Annotated in this window: 17 protein-coding genes and 2 pseudogenes; 11 read left to right on the top strand and 8 right to left on the bottom strand. The window is 73.7% G+C overall.

What is annotated here, in order from left to right:
- Nucleotides 1-8: 8 nt before the first annotated feature.
- From ABZ484_RS20000 to ABZ484_RS20010, 3 genes are all read right to left on the bottom strand, one after another.
- On the bottom strand, nucleotides 9-1,511 hold the full coding sequence (locus ABZ484_RS20000) for a nickel transporter (RefSeq protein ID WP_358867231.1): 1,503 nt from the start codon (nucleotides 1,509-1,511) through the stop codon (nucleotides 9-11).
- Nucleotides 1,508-3,187 carry a hypothetical protein gene (locus tag ABZ484_RS20005; RefSeq protein ID WP_358867232.1) on the bottom strand — a complete coding sequence of 560 codons (1,680 nt, stop codon included), beginning with the start codon at nucleotides 3,185-3,187 and terminating at the stop codon, nucleotides 1,508-1,510. The genes ABZ484_RS20000 and ABZ484_RS20005 overlap by 4 nt, the downstream gene beginning before the upstream one ends.
- Before the next feature lie 103 nt (nucleotides 3,188-3,290).
- Entirely contained in the window at nucleotides 3,291-4,832 is a 1,542-nt protein-coding gene (locus ABZ484_RS20010; RefSeq protein WP_358867233.1) for a DUF4331 domain-containing protein, read from the bottom strand.
- Nucleotides 4,833-5,037: 205 nt separating this feature from the next.
- Here ABZ484_RS20010 and ABZ484_RS20015 point away from each other — a divergent pair, with 205 nt between their 5' ends.
- The 3 genes from ABZ484_RS20015 (at nucleotide 5,038) to ABZ484_RS20025 (ending at nucleotide 6,825) form a co-directional block, all read left to right on the top strand.
- Nucleotides 5,038-5,580: a sigma-70 family RNA polymerase sigma factor gene (locus ABZ484_RS20015; RefSeq protein ID WP_358867234.1), complete on the top strand. Its 543-nt coding sequence runs from the start codon at nucleotides 5,038-5,040 to the stop codon at nucleotides 5,578-5,580.
- Nucleotides 5,577-6,443 carry an anti-sigma factor gene (locus ABZ484_RS20020; protein WP_358867235.1) on the top strand — a complete coding sequence of 289 codons (867 nt, stop codon included), beginning with the start codon at nucleotides 5,577-5,579 and terminating at the stop codon, nucleotides 6,441-6,443. The genes ABZ484_RS20015 and ABZ484_RS20020 overlap by 4 nt, the downstream gene beginning before the upstream one ends.
- 115 nt (nucleotides 6,444-6,558) lie before the next feature.
- A complete protein-coding gene (locus ABZ484_RS20025; RefSeq protein ID WP_030178883.1) occupies nucleotides 6,559-6,825 on the top strand; it encodes a hypothetical protein in 267 nt (88 codons plus the stop codon).
- 110 nt (nucleotides 6,826-6,935) lie between these two features.
- Here ABZ484_RS20025 and ABZ484_RS20030 read toward each other — a convergent pair whose 3' ends face one another.
- From ABZ484_RS20030 to hmgA, 4 genes are all read right to left on the bottom strand, one after another.
- Entirely contained in the window at nucleotides 6,936-8,132 is a 1,197-nt protein-coding gene (locus ABZ484_RS20030) for a CaiB/BaiF CoA-transferase family protein (protein WP_358867236.1), read from the bottom strand.
- A 349-nt stretch (nucleotides 8,133-8,481) separates the two neighbouring features.
- A complete protein-coding gene (locus ABZ484_RS20035; RefSeq protein ID WP_358867237.1) occupies nucleotides 8,482-9,657 on the bottom strand; it encodes a type ISP restriction/modification enzyme in 1,176 nt (391 codons plus the stop codon).
- 43 nt (nucleotides 9,658-9,700) lie between these two features.
- Nucleotides 9,701-10,450 carry a GntR family transcriptional regulator gene (locus tag ABZ484_RS20040; protein ID WP_358867238.1) on the bottom strand — a complete coding sequence of 250 codons (750 nt, stop codon included), beginning with the start codon at nucleotides 10,448-10,450 and terminating at the stop codon, nucleotides 9,701-9,703.
- A gap of 26 nt (nucleotides 10,451-10,476) precedes the next feature.
- The gene (hmgA, locus tag ABZ484_RS20045; RefSeq protein ID WP_358867239.1) at nucleotides 10,477-11,823 is read right to left on the bottom strand and encodes a homogentisate 1,2-dioxygenase; all 1,347 of its coding nucleotides are present in this window, start codon (nucleotides 11,821-11,823) and stop codon (nucleotides 10,477-10,479) included.
- Nucleotides 11,824-11,980: 157 nt separating this feature from the next.
- On the opposite strand from hmgA, the pseudogene ABZ484_RS20050 reads away from it, so the two are divergent.
- Nucleotides 11,981-12,475, top strand: a pseudogene (locus ABZ484_RS20050) (hypothetical protein); the annotation flags it as partial.
- A 586-nt stretch (nucleotides 12,476-13,061) separates the two neighbouring features.
- Nucleotides 13,062-13,778, top strand: a complete 717-nt coding sequence (locus ABZ484_RS20055) for a TetR/AcrR family transcriptional regulator (protein ID WP_358867240.1) — start codon at nucleotides 13,062-13,064, stop codon at nucleotides 13,776-13,778.
- Here ABZ484_RS20055 and ABZ484_RS20060 read toward each other — a convergent pair.
- The gene (locus tag ABZ484_RS20060; protein ID WP_358867241.1) at nucleotides 13,761-15,014 is read right to left on the bottom strand and encodes a transposase; all 1,254 of its coding nucleotides are present in this window, start codon (nucleotides 15,012-15,014) and stop codon (nucleotides 13,761-13,763) included. The genes ABZ484_RS20055 and ABZ484_RS20060 overlap by 18 nt on opposite strands.
- Nucleotides 15,015-15,100: 86 nt before the next feature.
- On the opposite strand from ABZ484_RS20060, the pseudogene ABZ484_RS20065 reads away from it, so the two are divergent.
- The 6 genes and pseudogenes from ABZ484_RS20065 to ABZ484_RS20090 form a co-directional block, all read left to right on the top strand.
- Nucleotides 15,101-16,099 (top strand): annotated as a pseudogene (locus ABZ484_RS20065) (molybdopterin dinucleotide binding domain-containing protein); the annotation flags it as partial.
- Nucleotides 16,100-16,222: 123 nt separating this feature from the next.
- Entirely contained in the window at nucleotides 16,223-17,653 is a 1,431-nt protein-coding gene (locus tag ABZ484_RS20070) for a citrate:proton symporter (RefSeq protein ID WP_358867242.1), read from the top strand.
- A gap of 204 nt (nucleotides 17,654-17,857) precedes the next feature.
- Nucleotides 17,858-18,550 carry a hypothetical protein gene (locus ABZ484_RS20075; RefSeq protein WP_358867243.1) on the top strand — a complete coding sequence of 231 codons (693 nt, stop codon included), beginning with the start codon at nucleotides 17,858-17,860 and terminating at the stop codon, nucleotides 18,548-18,550.
- Nucleotides 18,537-19,340 (top strand): class F sortase, encoded by an 804-nt coding sequence (locus tag ABZ484_RS20080; RefSeq protein ID WP_358867244.1) that lies wholly within the window; start codon nucleotides 18,537-18,539, stop codon nucleotides 19,338-19,340. The genes ABZ484_RS20075 and ABZ484_RS20080 overlap by 14 nt, the downstream gene beginning before the upstream one ends.
- Before the next feature lie 239 nt (nucleotides 19,341-19,579).
- Nucleotides 19,580-20,929 (top strand): ABC transporter ATP-binding protein, encoded by a 1,350-nt coding sequence (locus ABZ484_RS20085; RefSeq protein WP_358867245.1) that lies wholly within the window; start codon nucleotides 19,580-19,582, stop codon nucleotides 20,927-20,929.
- Nucleotides 20,930-21,166: 237 nt separating this feature from the next.
- Entirely contained in the window at nucleotides 21,167-22,555 is a 1,389-nt protein-coding gene (locus ABZ484_RS20090; protein ID WP_358867246.1) for an aldehyde dehydrogenase family protein, read from the top strand.
- The last annotated feature ends 11 nt before the right edge of the window (nucleotides 22,556-22,566 follow it).

The following is a 22,566-nucleotide window of genomic DNA, read 5'->3' on the forward strand; positions in this document are numbered from 1 at the left end:
AAAGTAGCTCAGCCGAGTGCGGATGCCGCCCCCCTGAACACCAGTCCGGCACCCAGGGCCACGACGACCAGCGCGGAGGCCAAGGGCATGGTCCGGCGCACCAGGGTCGTCACCGGGTGGGTGGTCCACCGCGGGCCCCTGCCCATCACCCGGGTCACTCCGCTGCCCAGCTTGACCACGGCGAACCCGGCGGCGGTCAGGGTGAGCGCGAGCCCCGCGCCGTACGCGACGACGAGCAGCAGCCCGAACCAGGCCTGCCCGAGCGCCGCCGCCCCGACCAGCACGACCACGGCGGAGGGGCTGGGCACGAGCCCCCCGGCGAATCCCAGCAGGATCGTGCCGCGCAGGGTGGGCGCGGTGGGATGGGTGTGGGTGAGGCCGCCGTGCGTGTGCTCCACGGCGTGCGCGTGACCGCTGTGACGGTGGTCGTGGTGACGGTGGTCGTGGTGACGGTGGAGGCGGTGGGTGTGCCCGTGCACGCGGTGGCGCCAGGCCCGTCGTGCGAGGCTCGCGCCCGCGAGGATCACCAGGGCGCCGCTGGCCGTGCCCAGCCAGGCGATCACCGAGGGCGTCGCCGCCGAGCCCGCGGTGACGAGCAGCCCCAGGGCGACCACGCCCAGGGTGTGAGTGACCGTCACCGAGGCGGCCAGCGGCAGCACGTCCCTCAGTCGGGCCCGGCCGCCGCGGGCGGCCGCCGTGGCGGCCATCAGGGTCTTGCCGTGGCCGGGGGCGAGGGCGTGCGCCGCACCCAGTCCGATCGCGAGGACCAGCGCGAGGGCGGCGAAGCCGAGCGTGAGGTCGTGGCGGGCGACGAGGCCGTCCAGGGCACGGGTCCAGCGGTCGGCGCCGCGGGGCAGCACGGAGGCGGCCGGGGCGGTCCGGCGGTCCTCGGTGAGGGCGGAGCCGCCGGGGCGCACGCGCACGGACGCGGTGGCGGTGTCGGCCGGTGAGGCGAGCAACTCCTTCGGATAGACGGTGAGTTCGTGTGAGACGGACTCCTTCGGCACGTCCGTGGCGATGAGCGTCATCCGGTCGCCGCGCGCGGTGATCTCCCGCCAGCCCGGACCGGAGGACGCGCCCGCGCCGTGGAAGCGCAGCACCACGGTGTCGCCGTCGGGCAGCGGGGCGGTGAACCGGCACTCCACGCGGAGGGTGCTCAGCCCGGCCTGCCCGGGACGCGTGAGCGCGTGGCTGTCGCGGACGGACAGGACGGTCGTGCGCCCGTCGACGGCGAGCCTGCTGCCCCCGGCGGCCGAGGCGCACCGCCGCCGGGCCCACTCGGACATGCCCAGCCGCTCGATGCCGGGCCGGGCCTGGGTGGCCGGGATCTCCGCGAGGTCCTCGACATGGTCGACGCGCAGCTGCCCCGGGGCGGCCACGAGTCCGTCGTAGCGATTGACGGTGAAGTTGCCGAGGGGGTGCGCCCCGGCGTTCGCGGCGGGGACGAGCACGAGCGCGCAGGCGGCCGTGAGCACGGCGGCGGCACCGGCGAGCGATCGGCGGAGCGTCACTTCGCGGCCTCCAGCGCCGTGCGGGCCCGCCTCGCGCCCAGGGGCGAGAAGCCGGGGTTCAGCTTCAGGGCCGCCGTGAGCAGGGCGCGGCCCTCCTCGCGGTGGCCGGTGGCGAGCTCGATCGTGCCGCGGTGGTAGAGGAAGGACGCGTTGCGGTATCCGGTGGCCGTGGCCCGACGGGCGTAGGGGAGCGCCTCCCGGTCCCTGCCGCTCACGTGCAGGGCCCAGCCGAGGGCGTCCGCCGTGTGCACGGTGTGGCGCCGGGCCCACTCGGCGCGGGCCGCGCGCAGCGCGTCGCTCCTGTTCCCGTGGTCGGCCGCGGCGAGCGCGGTGTCGAGGTCGGCGTCGACGCCGTTGGCCCGCGCGAGGGCGATCCAGGCGTCGACCAGGGCGTACTGGTCACGGGCCCTCGCCCGGTCGCCCTCCGCGCCACGCGCCTCGTACAACTCGCCGAGCTCGACGAGGGGGCCGGGCAGCGGGTAGCGGGAGACGACGAGTTCCATGCCCTTGACGGCGCCGGCCAGGTCGCCGCTCGCGGCCTGCGCGCGGGCGCGGCCCTCCAGCGCGGGGAGATAGGTGTCGTCGGCGGCCAGCGCGCGGCCGTAGCAGCTCAGCGCGGTCTTGTGGTCGCCCTGGTTCCAGGCGAGCTGGCCGAGCTGGGAGGCCACGTACGCCACGTCGCCGGGCGAGGTCGCGCTCGACAGCGCCCGCTCCAGCACGCGCCGGGCGGCGCCGGTCTCTCCGCGCAGTTCGTGGACGTAGGCGTACCGCGTGAAGACCGGCACCCCGGGGCGCCGGGTGTCGGCCGTGTCGGCGGCCTTCGACGCCTCGTCGTACCGGCCCAGTTCGACCAGGGCGTCGATGCGGGAGGACAGGGCGCGTTCGCTGTAGGGGTTCTGTTCCAGGGCCCGGTCCGCGTAGGTCAGGGCGCCCTTGAAGTCGTGCCGGGCGGCGGCCAGCGCGGCGCGGCCGGCCAGGGCCTGGTCGTCGTCCGGGGCCAGCCGGAGCGCGTGCTCGAGCGCCTGCTCCGCCTGCGGGTACCGGGACGGGTCCCCCTTGGTCCGCGCCTGCTCCACGTAGGCCAGCCCCAGGGTGGCCCAGCCGCCGACGTCGCGCGGCTGCGACCGGAGATGGGCCTGGAGGGCGGCGACGCTCGCGTCGAGGTCCCCGCCGTTCAGCAGGGCCGGGGAGACGGTACCGGCCGCGGCGGCGGCCGCGGGCGCCCCGTCTCGCGCGGCCCCGGCCGCGATGGCCCCGCCGGTGAGGGCGACGGCCAGCAGGGCCGCACAACCGGCGAGCCGGGCGGCCCGCCATCGGCGCCCGGCGACGCCGAGCCGGCGCACCGCGGCGACGCGCTCATCGGGCTCCGGGGCGACGCGCTCGTGGGGCTCCGGGGCGATGCGCTTGCCGGGCTTCGGGGTGTCGTGGTCGTGGGGCTCCGGGGCGATGCGCTTGCCGGGCTTCGGGGTGTCGTGGTCGTGGGGCTCCGGGGCGACGCGCTTGCCGGGCTTCGGGGTGTCGTGGTCGTCGTGCTCCGCGCCGACGCGCTCGTCGGGCCGCGGGCCGTCGTGCCCGGTGGCCGAGGGTGCCGGAGCCGGACCGGTCTGCGGCGGATCGCCCCCGTCCGTGTTTGCCGGGTGCCCGGTGGGCTCGCTGTCGTTCGTACGCGGGGACATGCCCTCTCCTCGGTGGCCGGGTGGTGTCGCGTGAGGCGGCGCGGCCCGCGCCGTGGGGGATGGGAGGTACGGGCCGCGCCGGTCGGTGGGGTGCGGTCGCGGGTCAGTACGGGCGCTGCATCCGGCGGCGCCACCACGCGAGGGCGGTGCCGATCAGCAGGATCCCGGCCGCGCCCGAGGCCGCCGAGGCGGCGATCAGGACCGTGTCGCCGGAGCCGCCGGACGTCGAGCCGGCCGGCTCGAGCGCGTCACCGATCTGGCTGCGCACGTCCGCGCCGCCGGTCGTGCCCTTGGCGAGCGGACCGCGCGAGCCGGACGTCGGCTCGGCGACGTAGGGGAAGGTCTTCTCGAACTTCTTGTCGTTCGCGTCGACCGCGTCGCCCAGGTCGTTCTTGGAGCCGACCAGTTCACCCTCGACCACCTGGAGGGAGGCGTCGATCACGTCGTCCGTGAGGCGACGGCCGTTCGGGAAGCCCGCGTTGTCGCCGTCCAGGACACCCAGCCGCTTCGGGTGCATGCTCGGCTTGATCGAGGTGTTCAGGCGCAGCTCCTCCGCCGGACGCACGTGCGGCGGCTGGTTGAGGCCCTTGACGCCCTTGAGGAACACGTCGACCAGGTCGTTGCGCGGCTCGGCCGGTGCCTTGATCTTGTAGATCGCCTCGATGAGCTTGGGCAGCTCCGGGTCGGTGACGTTCTTCAGGAACTGAGCGTCGTTCCAGGGCGCGGACGCGTTGAACTCGTCCTTGTCCTTCTGCGGGTTCACGACCTCGTTGACCAGCGGGTTGCCCAGGCGTGAGACCTGCGTGTAGTACCCCTGCGCGTTCCGGCGCTGGGTGGTGGACCAGATGCCGACCACCGGCTGCCGCGCCGACTCGCGGATCAGGTCGTTCGGCACCTGGAGGGCGATCGTGTTGACGTTGTAGCCCTTGAGCGTGTCGTTGCCTACCTCGGAGAGGTTCCCGCCGTACAGCAGATCGAAGACCCGCAGGTCGAGGAAGAAGGGGTCGTCCGCCTGGCCGGCGAAGGTCTGGGCGCCGCCCGCCGTCCGGTGGACGGCCTGGTAACGCAGCTTGGCGTAGTCCGGCATCGACGCCTTGCCGACGTTCGACGGCGCGACCGGCACGTCGTCCGCCAGCTTCGTCCTCGACATCACGTGCTGGTTCCTCAGCCGGATCAGATCGATGTCGTACGTCTGCGTGATGTTGAGGTCGGGGTCGTCGAGGCTGGTCACCGGGCCCGTGTTGAAGAGGAAGGTGTCCCCGTTCTTCCGGTGCGTGGTGAAGGTGTAGCGGAAGAGCAGCTCGCCCTGCGCGTCACCGTTGCTGTCGACGTGGATGTCGTACTGCGCGTCGTCCGCGAACGTGTAGAAGTTCGGCCCGCCGGCCGGCTCCTCGAAGGGGATCCAGTTCGCCACGATCGTCGTGGTGTCGGGCCTGTCCGGGCTCACGAACGCGTACACGTCCGTGTTGTCGTACTGCGGGGTCCCCGAGATCAGCGGGGCCTCCCGGTGGGAGGAGGCGGAGGCCGCCCCCGGTTCCAGCGTGGCCACACCGGCGGCTGCGAGCCCCCCGGCGGCCAGCGCACCACAGACGAGGGTGACGAGGCCCTTGCGCCCCGCACCGCTCCTGGAGATAAGAGGTGTCATGCCGTCCGTCCTCGGTGCCAACTTGCCTGACGTCCGGGATTCGGAGACGGCGGCGGGGCGGATTGGTCGCGGGGGAGTTTTCTTTTTCCGCCTGCTCGACCCGCGTTTCGGGGCCGCAGATCCGTAACTCCGTCGGGAGGTGCGTTCCTTGCGAGTGCCGGATGTGACGGGACGGCCGGGATGCGGCCGAAGAGAGGGGGACCGCGTGGAGGCGGACGAACTTCTGGTGCTCGTGGCGGGCGGTGACCAGAAGGCCTTCGAGGAGCTGTACGGGCTGGTGTCCGGGCCCGTGTACGGGCTGGTGCGGCGCGTGGTCCGCGACCAGGCGCAGTCCGAGGAGGTGACCCAGGAGGTGCTGCTCGAACTGTGGCGCTCCGCCGCGAGGTTCGACCCCGCGCGCGGCAGCGCCCTGTCCTGGGTCCTCACCCTCGCCCACCGCCGCGCCGTCGACCGGGTGCGCAGCGCCCGCGCCGCCGGCGAGCGCGAGGAGCGCGAGGCGCTGCGCGCCGGGCTCCCGGCCTTCGACCAGGTCACCGAGGAGGTGGAGGCCGGCCTGGAACGCGAGTGGGTGCGCCGCTGCCTGGACCGCCTCACCGCCCTGCAACGCCAGTCCGTCACCCTGGCCTACTACGACGGCTACACCTACCGTGAAGTGGCCGAGCGGCTCTCCCTGCCGCTGGGCACCGTCAAGACCCGCATGCGCGACGGGCTGACCCGGCTGCGCCAGTGCCTGGGAGGTGTCGCGTGAGCCTTCTCGACCGCCTCCTGCGCCGCGAGGACCCGCACTCCCTGGCCGCGCCCTACGCCCTCGACGCGCTGGAACGGGCCGAGCGGATCCGCTTCGAGCGGCACCTGGCGCGCTGCGCGCGCTGCGCCGCCGAGGTGCGCGCGCTCTCCGAGGACGCCGTGCGGCTGGCCTGGTCCGCCGCCGCCCCGCCGCCGCCCGCGCTGCGCGACCGGGTGCTGGCCGCCGTACGCGACACCCCGCAGGACCCCGCACCCGCCGGACGGGACGCCCCGGGCGCCGGACGGAACGCCTCGCGGGAGCCGGCTCCCGCCCGCGGGCACAGCCCCCAACTGCCGCCGCACGTCTGGGGCGCCGAGCCGCCGCCCGTACGCACCCGTGCGCCGCGGCCGCGCCCCCTGTTCGTCCCCTTCGCCACGGCGACCGCCGCCGCGGCCCTCGTCGTCGCCGCCCTCTTCGCCGTGCAGGCGGAGCGGACCCAGGACCGGCTGGATGCCCAGCGGGACCGGGCGCGTGAGATCGCCCACGTTCTGGGCGCGCCCGACGCACGCGCCACCACCGGCCACGACGCCGGGGGACACGGAATCGGAGTGATCGCTTCCGCCGCTGAGGGCCGAGCCGTCGTCACCCTGAGCGGATACTCCTCCCCGCCCACGGGCCGGGTACGCCAGCTGTGGCTCATGCGCCCCGGCGCACAGCCGCGGTCCCTCGGGCTCTTCGCGGGTGACACGCCCTTGGTCGTCTCCGGTCTCGACCGGTCCGCGACATCACTGGCCGTGACCGTCGAACCCGACGGTGGCTCGGCTCAGCCCACTGGCCAGCCCATTGTCCAACTCGCCTTGGAATCGGTCGGATTCGGAGAGTAGCCGTCAACACCCTTACGGGGAAGGTGAATCCTGTGACCGTGATACACGCATGCCCGGTTGGGGCGATAGGGTTACTCTGCCTGGGCCGGGTGGACTCGTACGGGTGGGGAGTGACATGGAGCAGATAACAGTGCGCAGCAGGGCCAGGGTCCCTGCGATCACCTGCGGGAGCAGTGCGACCAGCTCGCGCCTCGACCGCCATCTGGCGGTGCTGGGCGGCCCCGCCGTCCCCCAGCGCGAGGCGGCCGAGGCGACGTCGCTGATGCGCGAGCTGATCGCGCGTGACGCGCACGACCGCACGGGCCGGGGCGACCGGATGCGCCGGGTGTCGCTGTTCGCGCCGCTGCGCCGGCTGCGCCGCTCGCTGTTCGGCGGCCGCTGAGCACGGCCGGCGTCCCCGCACGGCCCGCGACCGTCGTCCCCTGACGGCCGAGGGCGCCACCGGCGTCCCCGGAACCGCTCGCCAGCTCACCGGCTCACCAGGCCCCGCGCTCAGGCCACCACACCGTCCCGGCGCAGCGCTGCGATCTCGTCCTCCGCCATCCCCACGGCTCGCAGCAGCATTCCGGTGTGCTGTCCGAGCGCGGGCACCTCTCCCATGCGCGGCTCGGCCCCGCCCGGCAGGGTGATCGCCGGCAGCAGCGCCCTGAGCGGCCCGACCGGCGTTCCCACCTCCCGCCACCGCTCCCGCGCCGCCAGCTGCGGATGCTCCGCCACCTCGTGCACGTCCCGCAGCCGCGCACACGCGATGCCGGCGCCCTCCAGCCGCGCCACCGCCTCGTCGGCGTCCAGCGCGCCCAGGGCCTTCGCGACCAGTGCGTCGGTACGCTCACGGTTCGCGACCCGGGCGGCATTGGTGGCGAACGCCGGATCCGACCCCAGCGCGGGCTGGTCCAGGACTTCTTCGGCCAGCCGCCGCCACTCCCGGTCGTTCTGCACCGACAGCAGCACCCGTCCGCCGTCGGCCGTCCCGTAGGCGTCGTAGGGCGCGATGACGGCGTGCGCGAGACCGGTGCGCGCCGGGGCGGTCCCGCCGTGCATCGCATGGTGCAGCGGATGCCCCATCCACTCCGCGAGCGCCTCCAGCATCGACACCTCCACCGGCCCGCCGCGCCCGGTCGTGGCGCGCCGCAGCAGGGCCGCCAGGACGCCCGAGAAGGCGTACATGGCCGCCGCGATGTCCGCCGCCGGGATCCCCGCCTTCACCGGCTGCTCCGGCGTCCCGGTCACCGACACCAGCCCCGCCTCGCACTGCACGAGCATGTCGTACGCCCGCTTGCCGGCGTACGGGCCGGCGGAGCCGTACCCCGAGATGTCGACGGCGATCAGCCGCGGGTGCGCGGCGCACAGCGTGGCCGCGTCCAGGCCGAGCCGGGCCGCCGCGCCATGGGCGAGGTTCTGCACGAACACGTCCGCGTCCGCCACCAGCCGCCGCACCACGGCCAGCCCCCGGGGGTCCTTCAGGTCCACCGCTATGGACTCCTTGCCCCGGTTGCACCACACGAAGTGGGAGGCGAGCCCTCCGGCGGCGGTGTCGTAGCCGCGGGCGAAGTCGCCGCCGTCGATCCGCTCCACCTTGACGACCCGCGCGCCGAGGTCGGCGAGCTGCCGGGTCGCGAACGGCGCCGAGACGGCCTGCTCGACGGCGACGACGGTGATGCCCTCCAGGGGCAGGGGAAGCTGGTCCATGACGTGGATCATGACCCGCCGGCGGCCGCCTTGTCAGCACCGCCGCCCGCTCATCGCCCGCGGTGCGGGTCGCCCGCCGTGCGCGGACCCGTCGCAGGGCGAGGGGCGCGCATGCCGGGGTCGGCACCGTGCGACGCCCGCCGTGCGGGTCGCCCGACGACGGCGGGCCGGACGCGGGGAGCGTGCGGTGGAGTGGTGCCGGGCGGTGGGGTGGTGCCGGGCTGTGGGTGGTGCCTGGCGGAGGGGCGGACGCGGGGCGTCGGGAGCGAGTGGGGGCGGGACGCGGTGAGCGGGTGGGGGCGGGCGCCGGACGTGTGCGCGTGCCGGGTCCGAGGAGCCTCGGCGGGGCTCAGAGCAGGGCGAACTGGCCCTCAGGGCCCTCCTCGTGGTGGTCGAGGACGGAGGCCGGGCGGCGGGCCGCGCCCGGGACCGGCAGGACTCCCGCGGACCGCAGCTCGGTCGCGGTGACCGGGTCCGTGACCATCAACCCCTCCCGCCGGGGCCGCAGTTCGGCCAGCAGCGCCAGAACGGTGATCAGCTCCAGCAGCTCCGAGGTCCACGCCTGCGGCCAGGCCGCCGGGCGGATCGCCGCGAGCGTGCCCGGTTCGCCCTCCCCGGTCCGGGCCGCGAACCACTGCTCCAGGACCCGGACCGAGCCGGACTCGAAGTCCCAGGCCTCGGGGGGCACCGGCGCGATCCGTCCCTCGTCGAGGTGGAGGGCCTCCTCGTCGCGGTCGTAGTGGAGGGTGAGCGGGCGGGCCGGCAGCGGCGCGCGGACGTAGGGGCGGCGGCCCCCGGGCAGCTTGGGCCGCTCGCCGTCGCGGCGCATCAGCCACAGCATCCGGCGGCCCGACTCCACACCCTCCGCCCAGAGGCCCGCGTCCCCGGTGAGCGGGACGGCGAGGCCGTGCGGCCCGTAACGCGCCGCCGCCAGGATCCAGGCGAGCACGTCCAGCGGGTCGGGGGCGCTCCCGAGACGGGCGGCCAGATGGTCCGGCAGGCCGGGAGCCAGGTTGGGTTCCTCGCCGCCGGGACGGCGGTAGAGGGGGCGTATGCGGCCCGGCCGGAACAGCGGCAGCAGGGACGTCGCCAGCAGCGGAGGCTCCGGGGAGTCGGCGGCGGCGGCCGTCTCCACCGTGAAGACCTGCCGGGCGTCCGCCACCCGCCACAGCTCCGGACGGGCCGCGTCGATCAGCCGGTGGTCGGGGATCAGCCACTGCTCGTCGAAGGGGGCCGCCAGCACCCGGACCGGCTCCGGGCACGGCCCCGAGGCGCGCACCAGCTTCTCCGTGCCGCCGGACCCGCCCGGCAGCTGCCCGACCGCCGTGTGCGGCGTACGCGCACGCGTCGGTTCGAACAACGCCTCCCGGTCAGGGCCCTCGGCCTTGAGCAGCGCGTCCCAACGGGCCTTCAGACAGGCCGCGTCGGGGGCCGCCGGCCACCCGCGGCCGAGCCGCGGCGGTGCGACGGACCACGGCATGAGGTCCGCGAGCAGCGGAGCGTCGTCGAGCGTCACGCCCGGCATCGTACGACGGCGTACGGGCCCCCTGGGGCCGTGCACGGGCGGCTCAGGTGGCATCCAGCGTCACCGTGAAGGAGAAGCGGTCGCCGCGGTAGTGGATGACCGCCACGTCCAGGGGGCGTCCCGCCGTGTCGTAGGTGATGCCCGTGTAGTGCAGGATCGGGCTGAGCAGGGGCACGTCGAGCAGGCGTGCCGTCTCGGGGTCGGCCAGCCGCGCCTCCACCGTGTCCGTGATCCGGCTGATGTCCGCGCCCACCACGTCCCGCAGCACCTTCGTCATGGGCCAGCGCGCCAGGTCGTCCGGTGATATGCGCGCGGCCAGCTCCGGGCGGACGTAGTTGCGGGCGTGGTTGGTCGGCTCGCCGCTCTTCTCGTCGCTGCGCAGCCGGTGGTACGACGCCACCTCGTCCAGATCCGGGAAGAACTCGGCGAGCTCGGCGGGTACGGACGCCGTGCCGTGGTCCAGCAGTTCGGTCGTCATCCCGGACTGCTGGGCCACGATCGCGTCCACCGAGCCGAGCAGCCGGACCGGGGAACTCCGGGTGGCCGCGGGCTCGATGAACGTGCCGCGCCGCCGGTGACGGGTGATCAGCCCCTCGTCCTCCAGCTCCTTCAGCGCCTGCCGCATGGTCAGCACGCTCACCCCGTAGTGCCCCGCCAACTGCTCCTCGGTGGGCAGCCGCAGCGGGTCGCGGGGCGAGCGGCCGAGGATCGAGGCGCGCAGCGACTGCGACACCTGGTACCACAGCGGCAGCTTGCGGTTCAGGACGATCGAATCCGGAGCGAAGGAGGTCACGGGCCATCCGTACCTGGCGGGAATCGTCAGTGCAAGGGGCGGCGGAAGTGCCCCTGAAGCCCCTGCCAGACGTCGTCGTAGCGCTGTTGCAGGTGCTCGGCGCGCATCGCGTGCGGCGTGAGCGTCACCGGCCAGCGGGTCTCGAACATGAACGCCAGCCCGTCGTCGATCTTCTGCGGCTTCAGCTCGGCCGCGCTCGCCCGGTCGAAGGTCTCCCGGTCCGGGCCGTGCGCCGACATCATGTTGTGCAGCGAGCCGCCGCCCGGCACGAAGCCCTCGGCCTTGGCGTCGTACGCGCCCTCGATCAGGCCCATGTACTCGCTCATCACGTTCCGGTGGAAGTACGGCGGCCGGAAGGTGTCCTCGCCCACCAGCCAGCGCGGCGCGAAGACGACGAAGTCCACGCCCGCCAGGCCGGGGGTGTCGGAGGGCGAGGTCAGCACCGTGAAGATCGACGGGTCCGGGTGGTCGTAGGAGACCGTCCCGATCACGTTGAAGCGGCGCAGGTCGTAGACGTACGGCACATGGTTGCCGTGCCAGGCCACGACGTCGAGCGGGGAGTGGTCGTAGGTCGCCGTCCAGAGGTTGCCGCAGAACTTGTTCACCACCTCCACCGGGCCCTCGACGTCCTCGTAGGCGGCGACGGGCGCGCGGAAGTCACGGGCGTTGGCCAGCCCGTTGGCGCCGATGGGGCCGAGGTCGGGCAGGCGGAAGGGGGCGCCGTAGTTCTCGCAGACGTAGCCGCGGGCCGTCGGGCTCTGCCCGCCGTCGGACTCGGCGTCGAGGAGTTCGACGCGGAAGCGCACCCCGCGCGGGATCAGCGCCACATGGCCCGGCTCGGCGTGCAGCAGCCCGAACTCCGTGTGCAGCAGCAGACCGCCGCGCTCCGGCACGATGAGCAGCTCGCCGTCCGCGTCGCTGAAGACGCGCTCCATCGAGCGGTTGGCGTGGTACAGGTGCACGGCCATGCCGGTGCGCTGGGTGGCGTCGCCGTTGCCGCCGAGGGTCCACAGGCCGGCCAGGAAGTCCGTGTCCGGACCGGGCTCCGGCAGCGGGTTCCAGCGCAGCCGGTTGGGGTCGGGCACCGCTTGGGTGAAGGGCGCCGTGCGCAGCGAGCCGTTGCCGGTGCGGGTGAACGCCGGGTGCGCGGCCGAGGGGCGGATGCGGTACAGCCACGAGCGGCGGTTGTGCGCCCGCGGCTCGGTGAACGCCGTACCGCTGAGCTGCTCCGCGTACAGCCCGAGGGGGGCGCGCTGCGGCGAGTTGCGGCCCTCGGGCAGCGCGCCGGGCACCGCCTCCGAACTGTGCTCGTTGCCGAAACCGTGGAGGTAGGTCAGTCCTTCGGCGGTCTTGCGTGCGTCCCCGCTGCTCATCGTCGCTCCCTTGCGCACCAGCTCTGATTCCTATGCAACACCGTAGGATTGCGTTTTCCCGGGCGCAAGAGGGCCTGAGGACCTCCTTCCGGGGGAGGGGCGAGAACCAGACCTGAGGGGGATCCGGCTGTCGGAGGGCTGCTCTACGCTCCGCACCATGACGTCGTGGACGCGCCGAACTCGCGCTGCGCTCGCGGTCTGTGTCCTGGTGCTCGTCGCGTCGGCGGGCTGCGGTGGGAACGGTGCGCGGGGGAGTACACAGGGGGAGTCGCCCACACCCGTGGGCAAGCTCATCGACCATACGGACGAGGAGGGCCGGCCCTACCGTGAGGTGGACAAGAAGGCCGCGCCCGAGGTGGGCGTCGAGGTGCGGCCCGACTCGGGCGGCAGCTGGGACGTACGCCTGACCGTCCGCCGCTTCCGCTTCTCGCCGGCCGGCACGGCGGCGCACGCCACGGTCGGCCGGGGCGTGGCCCACGTGCTGGTGGACGGCCGGCTCGTCGGCCGCCTGCACGCCCCCGAGTTCCGTCTCTCCGCCCGCCTGGTCCCGCGCGGCACCCACCATGTCACCGCCCGGCTGTACGCCGACGACGGCACGGTCTGGGCGGTCGCCGGCAAGCCGGTCCAGAGCACCGCCGACATAACGGCGTCACCCCCGACCCCCGGAACACCGGCCGCGACCCCCGACCTGCCGGGCACCCCCTGTCCGACGGGCACGGCGAGCGCGGCGGGCGGCGCCGGTACGGCAACTGTGGCGGGCCGGGCGGGCGGCGTCGGTGCGGCGGGCGCGGTGGGTCGCGTGGGCACCACGGGAACGGCGAGCACGGGGCGTCCGGCGGGCGGCACCGGTACCGCGACCGGGGTGGCTTCGGCGGACCGAGCGGGCACCACCGCCTCCGGCACGACGACACCCGGCCTCCCCTGTCCGACCGGGACCGCGAGCGTGGCGAGCGCGTCGGGTCCGGTGGGCGCGGCCGGGGCGGACACCGTGACCGGCGCGGTCCGTACCGTCGGCTCCGCCGTCCCGGCCGCCGTGAGCGGCGCTACGGCCGCCACCGCCGCCACCGCCGGCACGGCGAGCGCCGGGAGCCTTGTCGTCAGGGCGTCCGCGGTCACCGCCACGACCGTCACGGGTGATGCCGCCGACGCGGTCCGGGTGGCCGCATCGTGACGCACCGGACGGGCTCCGGACCCGGTGGGGGAGGGCGCGCTTCACCGGATCGGCGCGGAGCGGCATCATGACGTCCGTGCACCACGCGACCTCGCTCCGCCGCGCACCCGTGCAGCAGCGCAGCGCCGAACGGCTGACCAGGATTCTCGACGCCTGCGCCGATCTCCTCGACGAGATCGGCTACGACGCCCTGAGCACACGTGCCGTCGCCCAGCGCGCCGGCGTGCCCATCGGCTCCGTCTACCGCTTCTTCGGCAACAAGCGCGCGATGGCCGACGCGCTCGCCCAGCGCAACCTCGAGCGGTACACCGAGCGCGTCAAGGAGCGTCTGAAGGAGCGCCTGAGGGAGACGCCCGCCGAGACGGCGAAAGGGCCGGCGAAAGGGCAGGCGGAAGGGCAGGCGGCGGGGCCCGCCGAGGGCTCCGCCGGCGGCGGCTGGCGCGTGGCCATGGACGCCGTGCTCGACGAGTACCTGGAGATGAAGCGGACCGCCCCCGGCTTCTCCCTCGTCGACTTCGGCAACCAGATCCCCCTCGGCGCCCGTCAGGCCGGGCCCAACCACCGCGTCGCCGACCGCCTCGTCCACCTGCTCTCCGGCCACCTGCGCCGCGAACCGGACGACGACCTGCGCCGCGTCTTCCTGGTGGCCGTCGAAACCGCCGACACCCTCGTCCAACTCGCCTTCCGCGTCGACCCGCAGGGCGACGAGAAGATCATCGAGGAGGCGCGGGAGCTGCTGCGGGCGTATCTGGGCCGCGTGCTCGAGTCAACTACTCGCCGCTAGAGCGGCAGGCTTGCGCAACGAAACACCACCGGCTGTGGCACTGCGTTTGCGTCCAGCCCCGCCCCGCTGGCGCGGTGGTGGGGCAGGGGCCGTTGACGGGGCCCCGCATCGCCACAACTTCCACGCGCGGGCGCGGATGTTGCGGGAGCTGTTCCGGTCCGCGTGATCAACGAATCCGCAGTTCCGGCACGCGAACCAGGCCTGCGAGACCCGGTTCGCCCTGTCGATGTGCCCACACTCGGCACAGGTGCGCGAGGTGTACGCCGGATCGACGTACACCACCGGCACCCCCGCCCGGCGAGCCTTGTGCGCGATGAACTGCCCCAGCTGCGCGAACGCCCAGCTGGAATGGGTGGCCCGTTGGGGCTTGCGAAGCCGTACCCGCTCGCGGATCCCCGTCAGGTCTTCCAGGGCGATCCCACGACCGGTGCGTTCAGCCTCGGCCACCACATGCTTCGCGATCTTGTGATTGATGTCCCGCGCCCGCCGCGCCTCCTTGCGCCGTCGCTTCTTCAGCCGACGCCTGGCGGACGGGGTGTTCTTCTTCTGCAGCTTGGCGCGCAGCCCGCGTTCGCGGGCCCGGATCCGGTTGAGCTCGCGCCCGGCCATGATCTCGCCGTCGGAGGTGGTGGCGATGTTGGCGATGCCCAGGTCGATGCCGAGGAAGTCCACCGGATCCGTGTTCAGCGGCGCTTCGGGGACCTCGCAGGTGGCGTTGAGGAACCACATGCCGTCCCGGCGCACCAGGTCGGACTCGCCCTTGCGATACAGGGCCAGGGTTGCCAGCTGCTCCGGCGAGGCGGTGAACGCCACGCCCTTCACCCGGCCCGACACTGTCCAGATGGAGATCCGCCGCTCGGGGATCTGCCAGGACAGCATCCGGTCGTCGTAGGGCTGCGCGCTGTCGGGCCGGAAGGCGACCGCCTTCCCGGCGGCCTTCCGGTGGCGCTGCGAGCCGGGCCTGCCCAGGTTCCCGGCCCGAAGGTTCGCCTTCAGTACGGCGTACGCGTCGCACGTCTTCTTGATCACGTGCTGGGCGGCCTGCGCACCCAAGCCCCATCGGGCCTTCGCCTGGTCGTAGGTGAGTCTGCGCAGCGCGAAGTTGTTCTTCACATCCGTTTCGAAGGCGACTTCACTCACCCATGAAGCGGCCTCGTTGCAGGCGTGCAGAGTTGCCTCAAGTGCAGCCGCCTGCACGGGCGTCGGCAGCAGCTTCACCTGCACCACCAGCTTCACAGCCGCGACGCTACCCCGCCGCTCCAGGTCCCCGCATTCGAACACCGCAAAGTTCCCGACCCAGCTCCCGGGAGCTCCACGCCCCGAACGAGACCTCGCGCCACGCGCACGTCGTGCTGCCGCCGCCCCCGCCCGCGCAGAGCCCGCACCACGACTTCGCCTTCAACACGCTCGCCGTGCGCAACCAGGTCCGCTACACCCGCCCCGCCGTCCCCCTGGAACCCGGCAGGATGGCCGAGACCGAGATCCTCGCCCGGCTGACCCTCGCCGCCACCGGCATGCACGGCACCGACCCCGCCGCCGTCGACGACATGGTCATCGGGCAGACGCTGGCCAAGGCGGTCAAGGAGCCGTACTCGCCCGTGCACGGCCGCGACTCGCGGGAACTCGCCGGGCAGCTCACCGGCGAGACCGGCCCGGAACGGCGCCTGGACATGATGCTGCGTCTCGGCCCCTACGGCGACGGCTTCGGCGTCCGGCCCGACGGGCTGAGTCTGGAGAAGCTGCTCGCCCACCCGCACGGCATCGACCTCGGCCCGCTGCGGCCCCGGCTGCCCCAGCCGCTGAAGACCGTCTCCGGCAAGGTCGAGCTGCTGCCGCGGCCCATCGCCGACGATCTGCCGCGGCTGCGCGCGGCCCTGCGCGAGCGCCCGGCCGCCGGGCTGGTCCTGGTCGGCCGCCGCCATCTGCGCTCCAACAACAGCTGGATGCTCCCCCACGCTCGAATACGCTCGCGCGGGGGGACCCCCATCGTGCCCGCCCTCACCGGCGGTTCGAACCGCTGCACCCTGCACATCCACCCCGAGGACGCCGAGCGGCTCGGCGTGACCCAGGGGGCGCCCGTGCGGGTGAAGGGCGCCGGGGGAGAGGTGACCGCCCCGGCGGAGGTCACGGACGCCGTACGGCCCGGAGTGGTGAGCCTGCCGCACGGCTGGGGCCACGACCGCCCCGGCACCCGGCTGGCGCACGCCGCCACGGTCCCCGGCGTCAACGTCAACCAGCTGCTGGACGGCAGCATGCTGGACCCGCTCAGCGGCAACGCCGTCCTCAACGGAGTGCCCGTCGAGCTGACGGCAACGCCGTGACCTGGAATTTTGCGCTTATTGCTCGCGCGTCAACCACTTGTTAACCGTTCTTTACGCCACCTAGCGTCGACGCCGACCCCGGCCCTGGCCGGAAGTTCAAGGGCGAACGTTAGGTATCCACTCATGCTGACCATCCTCGGCTTCACCATGATCGCGACCTTCCTGGTCCTGATCATGATGAAGAAGATGTCGCCGATCGCGGCGCTCGTGCTGATCCCCGCGCTGTTCTGCGTGTTCGTCGGCAAGGGCGCCAAGCTCGGCGACTACGTCGTCGACGGCGTCACCGGCCTCGCCCCCACCGCGGCGATGCTCATGTTCGCGATCGTCTACTTCGGTGTGATGATCGACGTCGGCCTCTTCGACCCGGTCGTCCGGGGCATCCTGAGGTTCTGCAAGGCCGACCCGCTGCGGATCGTCGTCGGCACGGCCCTGCTCGCCGCGATCGTCTCGCTGGACGGCGACGGCTCGACCACCTTCATGATCACCGTCTCGGCGATGTACCCGCTCTACAAGCGCCTGAAGATGAGCCTGGTCGTGATGACCGGTGTCGCCGCGATGGCCAACGGCGTGATGAACACCCTGCCCTGGGGCGGCCCCACCGCCCGCGCCGCCACCGCCCTGAAGCTGGACGCGAGCGACATCTTCGTGCCGATGATCCCGGCCCTCGCGGTCGGTCTGCTCGGTGTCCTCGCCCTCGCCTACGTCCTCGGCCGGCGCGAGCGCAGGCGGCTCGGCGTGCTGACCCTGGACGACGTGCTGGTGGAGGAGAAGGAGACCGTCCTGGTCGGCGCGGGCTCCGCGACCGGGCCCGGCACGGGCCGGGGAAAGGGCCGCAGCGGGGGCGGCGACGGCAGTGCGGGGACCGGCACCGGCGCCCCCGCGGAGGACACCCGCGCCCCCGAGGACGAGGGTTTCCGAGGGCTCGACCCGGACCGTCCCACCCTGCGGCCGAGGCTCTACTGGTTCAACGCGCTGCTCACGGTCGCCCTGCTCACCGCCATGATCATGGAGTGGCTGCCGATCCCGGTGCTGTTCCTGCTCGGCGCGGCCCTCGCCCTGACCGTCAACTTCCCGCACATGCCGGACCAGAAGGCCAGGATCGCCGCGCACGCCGAGAACGTCCTCAACGTCTCCGGCATGGTCTTCGCCGCCGCCGTCTTCACCGGCGTGCTCCAGGGCACCGGCATGGTCGACCACATGGCCGCGTGGCTGGTCGGCAACATCCCCGACGCCCTGGGCCCGCACATGGCGCTCGTGACGGGCGTGCTGAGCGTCCCGCTCACGTACTTCATGTCCAACGACGGCTTCTACTTCGGCATCCTGCCGGTGCTCGCCGAGGCCGGCCAGGCCCACGGGGTCTCCGCCGTCGAGATCGCCCGCGCCTCGATCGTGGGCCAGCCGCTGCACATGTCCAGCCCGCTCGTGCCCGCCGTGTACGTGCTGGTCGGCATGGCCAAGGTGGAGTTCGGGGACCACACCAGGTTCGTGGTGAAGTGGGCCGCGCTGACCTCGCTGGTCGTCCTGGGCGCCGCGGTGCTGTTCGGCATCGTCTGACCCTCCTCCGTCCGGGGCGCGCCGCCCGCCGCTCCCGGGCGGCGACAGGCGGCGCGCCCCCTGAACGGCGGCGTGGGGTTGACCCGGACGAGGGACACCTGACGGCGCGTCGGGCGGGGGTACGGCGCTCGTGGGAGAGGGCGTGAAAGAGAGTCAGATGAAAGTGCGATTTGTATGAAAATCGTCTGACTCGGAGGAACGCGCATGCCCACTCTGACACTCCCACGCACCCTCGGCTCCCGCGTCGGCGCCGCCGCGGCCGTGGCGGCCCTGACGCTGGCGGGTGCCCCGTGGCTGGCGGCGCCGTCCGCCGTGGCACAGACCAACGGCGACATCAGGATCCACCGGCTGGGTGTCCCCTTCGGGGTCGCGAAGGACGACCCTGTGGTCTGCCGGTTCTATCTGGACGCCACCAACTTCGGTATCGACACGAGCATCGCGTACCGGATCGAACCGCAGCCCCCGCTGCCCACGGGGGACGGCTACAACGGCTCCATCACTCTCGCGGGCGGTGTCGGCCAGACCGAGCCGCTGGGACTGGCCAATGGACAGTACCGGCTGACCTTCCCCGCCAGCCCGACGGCGACGGTGCCCGCCCCCAGGGAGAAGATCTTCCGCGTCAACTGCCACGAGGACAACCGCCACGAGGGCGGACAGGGCCCGAACCAGATCGACGACGGTGGCCGCGACGACCAGCGCGGTGAGCACGGCGGCGGGGGAGCCGACCGCGACGACCCGCCGCGTCCGAAGGGCGGCGTGCACGCGGGCGGCGGCGGCCTGGTCGACACGGCCCAGGCCTTCTCCCCGGTGGCCGGGGCAGCGGCCGTCGGGCTGGTCGTGGTCAGCGGGGTCGCGTACGTCCGGCTGGTCCGCCGGCGCCCCCATGGTGCCGCGTAGGCGCAGACGCAGGCCCTGGTACCGGACCCGCGCCTACCGTCTCGCCCGCACGGCCGTGCTCGCGTCCGTCCTGGTCACGGTCGGGGTCCGGTGCGAGGGACACCACGGGCACCCCGCCGCGGACAAGGCGGCCGGCGCCCGGGCGACGGCCGGCTCGGCCGACCGCGGGGCGGAGGGCGAGGCGGACGGCGAGGCGGACGGCGGCGGCTCCGGCGACAGCCCGGACGACCACGGTTCCGGCGACGGCCCGCACGGCGACGGCCCGCACGGCGACGGCCCGCACGGCGGCGGCCCCGGCGGCGAGGCGTCCTCCGCGCCCCCGCCCACGCCGCTGCCCCGCTCCCGCGCGACCTCCCTGCGCATCCCCTCGCTCGGGATCGACGCGCCCGTCGTCGGCATCGGCCTGGGCGCCGACCGGCAGCTTCAGACTCCGCCGGTCGACAAGCCGAAGCTGGTCGGCTGGTACGAGGACGGTCCCTCACCGGGGGAGTCCGGCACCGCGATCGCGGTCGGGCACCGCGACACGAAGACGGGCGCCGCCGTCTTCGCCGCGCTCGGCCAGGTCGAACGGGGCCGCCCCATCGAGGTGCGGCGCGCGGACGGCCGTACCGCCGTCTACACCGTCGACAAGGTGCGGATCTTCGACAAGGACCGCTTCCCCGACAAGGAGGTGTACGGCACCGCCCGCCGCCCCGAGCTGCACGTCATCACCTGCGGCGGCCTCTACACCCGCCGTGCCGGCTACTCCAGCAACGTGGTGGTCTTCGCCCATCTGACGTCGACGAAGTGAGGCGGGCGGGGCAGCGGCGGCGGCCCGGCCGCGGGGCGGCGGCTCCGGGTCGGCCGCCCCGCCGGTGAATGCGGCCGTCCGCTTTCTCGCCCGCTGGACGAAAATATTCGAAGGTGTCGGATGTCTTCCCCCGGGTGCGTACATTCCGTTAACTTCCGTGACTCACAAGGCCCGTACGACCCGCACGAGGCTTCGACACGCGCAGTACCAGCGCTCCGGTGAGTCCCCGAAGGCATCACATGACACGCGCCATCTCTCTGCACGACGTGAGCAAGACGTACTCCAGCAAGGGCCCCCGTGTGGTGGACCGGCTCTCGCTCGACATAGCGCCCGGCGAGTTCCTGGTACTGCTCGGGCCCTCGGGCTGCGGCAAGTCGACCGTGCTGCGGATGATCGCGGGCCTGGAGGAGATCACCGAGGGGCAGCTGCTGCTCGACGGCGAGTACGCCAACGATCTGCCGCCCGCCGGCCGGGACATGGCGATGGTCTTCCAGAACTTCGCGCTCTACCCGAACATGACCAGCCGCGACAACATCGGCTTCCCGCTGCGCATCGAGTCCCCCGGTGTCGACCCCGGCGGCCGGGTGGACGCCACCGCCCGGATGCTGGGCATCGAGGACCTGCTCGACCGTTTTCCGGGACAACTCTCCGGCGGCGAACGCCAGCGCGTCGCCATGGGCCGGGCGATCGCCCGACACCCCTCCGCCTTCCTGATGGACGAGCCGCTGTCGAACCTCGACGCCAAGCTCCGCAACCATCTGCGCGCCGAGATATCCCAGCTCACCAGGGAACTCGGCGTCACCACGGTCTACGTCACCCACGACCAGTCCGAGGCCATGTCCCTGGGTGACCGGGTCGCCGTCCTGCGCGGCGGCGTCCTGCAACAGGTCGGCTCCCCGCGCGCCGTCTACGCCCTGCCCCGCAACGTCTTCGTCGCCGCCTTCATCGGCACCCCGCGCATCAACCTGCTGCGCGGCCTGGTCCGCGCCCCGCTCGGCGGGGCCATGACCATCACCCTCGGCAAGCAGTTCCTGCGCCTGCCCGAACCCCTGTCCCTGGACCATCAGATGCTGCGCGTGCAGCAGGGCCGCGAGGTGATCGTGGGCCTGCGCTCGGAGGCCGTACGGATCGCCAAGCCCGCCGCCGCCCGGCCCGGCGAGGTGCCGATCACCGGACTGGTGGAGCACCTGGAGTTCCAGGGCCACGAAGTCCTCGTCCACTTCAACACCGGCTCCCAGCCCGCCGTCGTACCGGACCTGGAGGCGCCGCGCCCCGCCGGCCGCCCGGACCGGCGCCGCCGCCGCGACGGCACGGTGCTGGACCGCCTGCGCGAACGGGCCGTCGCGCTGCGCGCCGGCTCCGTGGGCGTGCTCGAGCGCCCCACCGGCACCATCGCCGCACCGGAACTCGCCTCCGCCACCGAACCGCGCCTGCCCGGCGACCTGGTGGTCCGCACCACCCCCGACATCCAGCTCCGCCACGGCATGCAGGTCCCCCTCCTCGTCGACCTCGCCCACCTGTTCGTCTTCGACCAGCACGGCGACCGCATCTGCCCGGCCCCCGACCGCGTCCCCGACCTGGAGGAGTGAGCCGGGGCGGGTCGGCGCTTCGGCGGTCGGCGGGCCGTGGCCTCCGGCGCGGGCCGGGGTGTCCGGCACGGGTCGCCGCGCCCGCTGCCGGCCGGGGTGTCTGGTGCGGGAAAACTATCGGCGCTAGTTTATGTGGCTGTCGGTAGGTTGTGACGCGCGACGCCGCGCCCCCGGACCACACGCCCGTGGCCCGCGGGGACGCGGCGGACGCCCCCGCCCCGGAGGAGCACCAGCACGATGAAGGCACACGACGGCATCTACATCGGCGGCGCCTGGCGCCCCGCCGCCGGCCCGGACGTCATCGAGGTGGTGAACCCGGCCGACGAACAGGTCATCGCCACCGTCCCGGCCGGCACCGCCGAGGACGTCGACACGGCGGTGCGCGCCGCCCGCGCCGCCTTCCCCGCCTGGGCCGCCACCCCGCCCGCCGAGCGCGCCGCCCGGCTGGCCGCCCTCCGGGACGTACTGGTGGCCCGCAAGGACGAGATCGCCGAGACGGTCACCGCCGAACTGGGCTCCCCGCTCGCCTTCTCGCAGACCGTGCACGCGGGCGTGCCCATCGCGGTCGCCGGCTCCTACGCCGACCTGGCGGCCACGTACGCCTTCGAGGAACGGGTCGGCAACTCCACCGTCCTGCACGAGCCGGTCGGCGTGGTCGGCGCCATCACCCCCTGGAACTACCCCCTGCACCAGATCGTCGCCAAGGTCGCCCCGGCGCTCGCCGCGGGCTGCACCGTCGTCCTCAAGCCCGCCGAGGACACCCCGCTCACCGCCCAGCTCTTCGCCGAGGCGGTGCACGAGGCCGGGATCCCGGCCGGCGTCTTCAACCTGGTCACCGGGCTCGGCCCGGTCGCCGGACAGGCGCTCGCCGAGCACCCGGACGTCGACCTGGTCTCCTTCACCGGCTCCACCGCCGTGGGCAAGCAGATCGGCGCCGTCGCGGGCGCCGCCGTCAAGAGGGTCGCCCTGGAACTCGGCGGCAAGTCGGCGAACGTCATCCTGCCGAGCGCCGACCTCGCCAAGGCGGTGAACGTCGGCGTCGCCAACGTCATGTCCAACTCCGGCCAGACGTGCAGCGCCTGGACCCGCATGCTGGTCCACCGCGACCAGTACGACGAGGCGGTCCGGCTGGCCGCGGCGGCCGCCGCCAAGTACGGCGAGCGCATCGGCCCGGTGGTCAACGCGCGGCAGCAGGCGCGCGTGCGCGGCTACATCGAGAAGGGCATCGCCGAGGGGGCGCGGCTGGTCGCGGGCGGCCCCGGATCCCCGCGCGAGCAGGGCTACTTCGTCAGCCCCACCGTCTTCGCCGACGTCACCCCCGACATGACCGTCGCCCAGGAGGAGATCTTCGGTCCCGTCCTGTCCGTCCTGCGCTACGAGGACGAGGAGGACGCCCTGCGCATCGCCAACGGCACGGTCTACGGCCTCGCCGGCGCCGTCTGGGCGGGCGACGAGGCGGAGGCGGTGGCCTTCGCCCGCCGGATGGACACCGGCCAGGTCGACATCAACGGCGGCCGGTTCAACCCCCTCGCCCCCTTCGGCGGCTACAAGCAGTCCGGCGTCGGCCGCGAACTCGGCACGCACGGTCTCGCCGAGTACCTCCAGACCAAGTCCCTCCAGTTCTAAGGGAGTCACGA

It is taken from the genome of Streptomyces sp. NPDC006393 (assembly GCF_040628575.1).
GTDB lineage: Bacteria > Actinomycetota > Actinomycetes > Streptomycetales > Streptomycetaceae > Streptomyces.